Origin of the sequence: Sphingobium xenophagum NBRC 107872, from assembly GCF_000367345.1 — a bacterium.
Classification (GTDB): Bacteria; Pseudomonadota; Alphaproteobacteria; order Sphingomonadales; family Sphingomonadaceae; genus Sphingobium; species Sphingobium xenophagum.
In genome coordinates, this window is sequence record NZ_BARE01000106.1 from 1 (window position 1) to 3900 (window position 3900).

4 protein-coding genes are annotated in these 3900 nt (G+C 64.3%); all 4 read left to right on the forward strand.

Translation table 11 applies throughout. The features are described 5' to 3' along the window. The first annotated feature begins 226 nt into the window (after nt 1-226). Nucleotides 227-1150 carry a chromate resistance protein ChrB domain-containing protein gene (locus SX1_RS21890; protein WP_008603798.1) on the forward strand — a complete coding sequence of 308 codons (924 nt, stop codon included), beginning with the start codon at nt 227-229 and terminating at the stop codon, nt 1148-1150. A gap of 2 nt (nt 1151-1152) precedes the next feature. Next, nucleotides 1153-2550: a chromate efflux transporter gene (gene chrA / locus SX1_RS21895; RefSeq protein ID WP_017184237.1), complete on the forward strand. Its 1398-nt coding sequence runs from the start codon at nt 1153-1155 to the stop codon at nt 2548-2550. A gap of 11 nt (nt 2551-2561) precedes the next feature. Then, nucleotides 2562-3293 (forward strand): superoxide dismutase, encoded by a 732-nt coding sequence (locus SX1_RS21900; protein WP_008603800.1) that lies wholly within the window; start codon nt 2562-2564, stop codon nt 3291-3293. An 88-nt stretch (nt 3294-3381) separates the two neighbouring features. Then, the coding region (locus SX1_RS21905) for a hypothetical protein (RefSeq protein WP_217996429.1) at nt 3382-3900 on the forward strand (519 nt) is incomplete at its 3' end.

Genomic DNA, 3900 nt, shown 5'->3' on the forward strand with positions numbered 1-3900 from the left:
CGAATCCCAAGGCGATGGTCTTTTTCAGCATAATTGATCCTTCATCAGCGCACTCGACACGGAAAGCCTCACGTCATGCGAGCGCGCCGCCGGCGAGCCGCGACATTGCGCTCCGGTTTCTTTCTTCGGGATAAGCAGTCCTATGCTCATGAGGCTTGTGATGCAACCCTTACACTTGTAGGCTAGTGACGATACAACTATGACAAACACACAAGCTTCCCCTTGGTTGCTCCTGATCCCGCAGCTTCCGGCTAAGCCTGCCTATTTGCGGGTGAAGGTCTGGCGGCGTTTGCAGGCGATCGGGGCCGCGCCGCTCAAGAACGCCGTCCATGCGCTCCCCAATCGCGAGGACACGCGCGCGCTGTTCGAAGAACTGCATCGCGAGATCACCGAAAATGGCGGCGAGGCGCTGATCCTCGAAGCGCGCCTTGTCGGCGGCATGGGCGATGCGGAGCTGCGCGGAGTGTTCGACGCTGCGCGTGACGCCGACTATGAGGAGTTGGCACGCGAGGCGCGCGCGCTGTGTGAGGGCGAGTATGTCGCGGCGGCGGATGTGGGCCGCCTGCGCAAACGCCTGAACGAGGTCGCCGCGATCGACTTTTTCGGTGCGCATGGTCGGCAGGCGGCACAGGCCGCCATCACCGAGGCGGACCGCCGCTCTCACCAACATCCCGATGTGAGCGGCCCCGGTGCGCCCGAGCTGACCCCGGCGGAGCTAAAGCGCCGCGTTTGGGTGACGCGCCGCCATGTCCATGTCGATCGCATCGCGTCCGCCTGGCTCATTCGCCGCTTCATCGACCCCGAGGCGAGCTTCAAGTTCGTCGAGGGCAAAGGATATGTGCCGGAGCCTGACGAACTGAGGTTCGACATGGCGGACGCTGAGTTCACCCACGAAGGCGACCGCTGCTCCTTCGAGACCTTGGTGTTCCTCACCGGTCTCGAGACCGACCCCGCGCTGCGGGCGCTCGGCGAAATTGTTCACGACCTTGATATTGCCGATGCTCGGTTCGAGCGCCCGGAAACTCCGGGAGTGAGCGCGCTTATCGCCGGCATCTGTGCCGGCACCGACGACGACGAGGAGCGGATCGCGCGCGGATCGACCGCGCTCGACGGATTCTATGCTCACTTCACCCGGCGAAAAGAGGACTAAAGATGGAGGCCAGCGCACGCGCTGAAATCGCAGTCGAGACGCTGCACGAGCACGGCATCAGCTTTGGCGAGGCGGTGCGCGTCTGGATCAGGGTCGCGCTGCTCAGCTTCGGCGGACCGGCGGGCCAGATAGCGGTGATGCATCGCATCCTGGTCGAGGAGAAGCGCTGGATCGGCGAGGAGCGGTTCCTCCACGCGCTCAACTATTGCATGCTGCTGCCCGGCCCTGAAGCGCAACAGCTAGCTGTCTATATTGGCTGGTTGCTCCATAAGACCAAGGGCGGCCTGGTCGCGGGCGCGCTATTCGTGCTGCCCGGCTTCCTCGCGATTTTAGGGCTCAGCTATGTCTATGTGCTGCTCGGCGAAGTGCCGCTGGTCGAGGGATTGTTCTTCGGATTGAAGGCCGCCGTGCTGGCGGTGGTGCTACAGGCGGTGGTCCGGGTGGGTTCGCGTGCCTTGAAGAACAACGTCATGCGCGGTTTTGCCGCGCTGGCGTTCGTCGCGATCTTCGTGCTCGACGTGCCCTTCCCGCTGATCGTGCTTGCCGCCGCGCTGATCGGCTTCTTCAGTGGCCGCGCTGGTTACGCCGCATTCAAGGGCGGCGGCGGACATGGTCCCGCCGGCGCTGAGATAATCCACGACCGCGACACCGCTCTTGGCGAGGGCCTTCCCGACCATGCCCGGCCGAACCTCTCTTGGTCGCTGCGCATCTCCGGCGTCCTGCTGCTGCTCTGGCTCGGGCCGGTCGCAGCGCTGCTGTTCGCGTTCGGCCCCGACGACGTGTTCAGCCGCATCGCCACCTTCTTCAGCCAGATGGCGGTGGTGACCTTCGGCGGCGCCTATGCGGTGCTCGCCTATGTCGCGCAGGAGGCAGTCGAGACCTATGGCTGGCTCCAGCCCGGCGAGATGCTCGACGGGCTCGGCATGGCCGAGACCACGCCCGGGCCGCTGATCATGGTGACGCAGTTCGTCGGCTTCCTCGCGGCCTTCCGCGAAGCGACCGGGCTGCCGCCGCTCGTCGCCGCGACCTTCGGCGCAATCCTCACCACCTGGGTTACCTTCCTGCCATGCTTCCTGTGGATCTTCGCCGGCGCGCCATTCATCGAGCGGCTGCGCGGCAACCGCGCATTGTCGGCCGCGCTTTCGGCGATCACCGCCGCAGTGGTCGGCGTGATCCTCAATCTGGCGGTCTGGTTTGGTATCCACACTCTGTTCGAGCAAGTCCGCGAAGTGCCGTTCGCAGCCGGCACCATCGATCTCCCAGTCCTAACGTCCGTCAACTGGCCGGCGCTGGCGCTCGCGGTGGGTGCGATACTCGCCATGTTCCGGTTCAAGGCCGGCATGCTGCCGGTGCTCGGCGTCTGCTCGGTCCTCGGGGCCGCATATGTAATGATCATCTGAAGGAGTGACGCGTGACGATCGACCATCTTTCCCGACGCAGTGCAATCGCAACTCTTGGCATCGGAGCCGCCGCCATGACTATCAACGAAGCCTCTGCGCAGACGCCGGCCGCAGCGCCGGCGGCTGTCCCCGCCTTTGCCGGAAATCATCAGGTCAAGCCGCTCAGGTTCAATCCCGCCAGGCTTCACGGCCTCTCCGAAAGGCTGATCACATCGCACCACGAGAACAATTATGCGGGCTCGGTCAAGGCCCTGAATATGATCGAGACACGACTTGCCGCCGCGCTCGCTGACACGGACCTGCCGCCGGTGGTCTATGGCGGATTGAAGCGCGAGGAGCTGCACCGCACCGGCTCGGTCGTGCTCCATGAGGTCTATTTCGACGGGCTCGGCGGCAACGGCCAGGCAGCCGGTTCCATCCGCGACGCGCTGGGCGCGGCGTTCGGCTCGTTCGACCGCTGGGAAGCCGACTTCCGCCGTACCGGGATGAGCCTTGCCGGCGGATCGGGCTGGTGCGTGCTCGTCTACAATCTCCACACGCGCTCGCTGCACAACCATTGGGCGTGGGATCATATGCACGGTGCGATTGCCGGCGTGCCGCTGCTCGCGCTCGATATGTACGAGCACAGTTTCCACATGGATTACGGCACCGCCGCCGCCAAATATGTCGACGCCTTCTTCCGCAACATCGACTGGGAAGTGGTCGACCGGCGCTATGCCGCGGCTTTGCGCGGCGGCGGCTGAACCCGACCGCCGTGGCTTAACACCCACTGCTGCGCGACACCTGAGTTCGCGACCACAAAGGGGACAGGTCCGATGGGGAGATGCAACAATGACATCCGGCCCGAACATCGCTCTTCTTTGGCGTGGGCAAGCAGCCGAGTGGACGCATCGCTTTCATGAAGCCCGGCAGTGGCCGATAATGCAGGCCTTGCGGGCGCTCGGGGCGACCGCAAGGCCTGTACTGTACAGGGACGAGGCGGTTCGCGAGATTCGGGACGAGCTGCTGTCGTGCGACGCAGTGCTGGTCTGGGTGAATCCGTTGGACATTTCAGGCGACCGCTCGCAGCTCGATCCAATGCTGCGCGAAGTCGCGGGGTGCGGCGTTGTCGTCAGCGCGCATCCTGACGTGATCGCCAAAATCGGCGTCAAGGAAGTGCTCTACACAACGCGATCCATGGAATGGGGCAGCGATGTCGATCGATACGTGGACGCTGAAGGCCTTCGCGCTCGTTTCCCCGAACATCTTGCCGCAGGCCCGCGCGTGCTGAAGCCGAACTACGGCAACGGCGGCAGGAATGTATGGCGTGTCCAACTAGACGAAGCGGGAAACGCTCCGGCTTTGAAAACG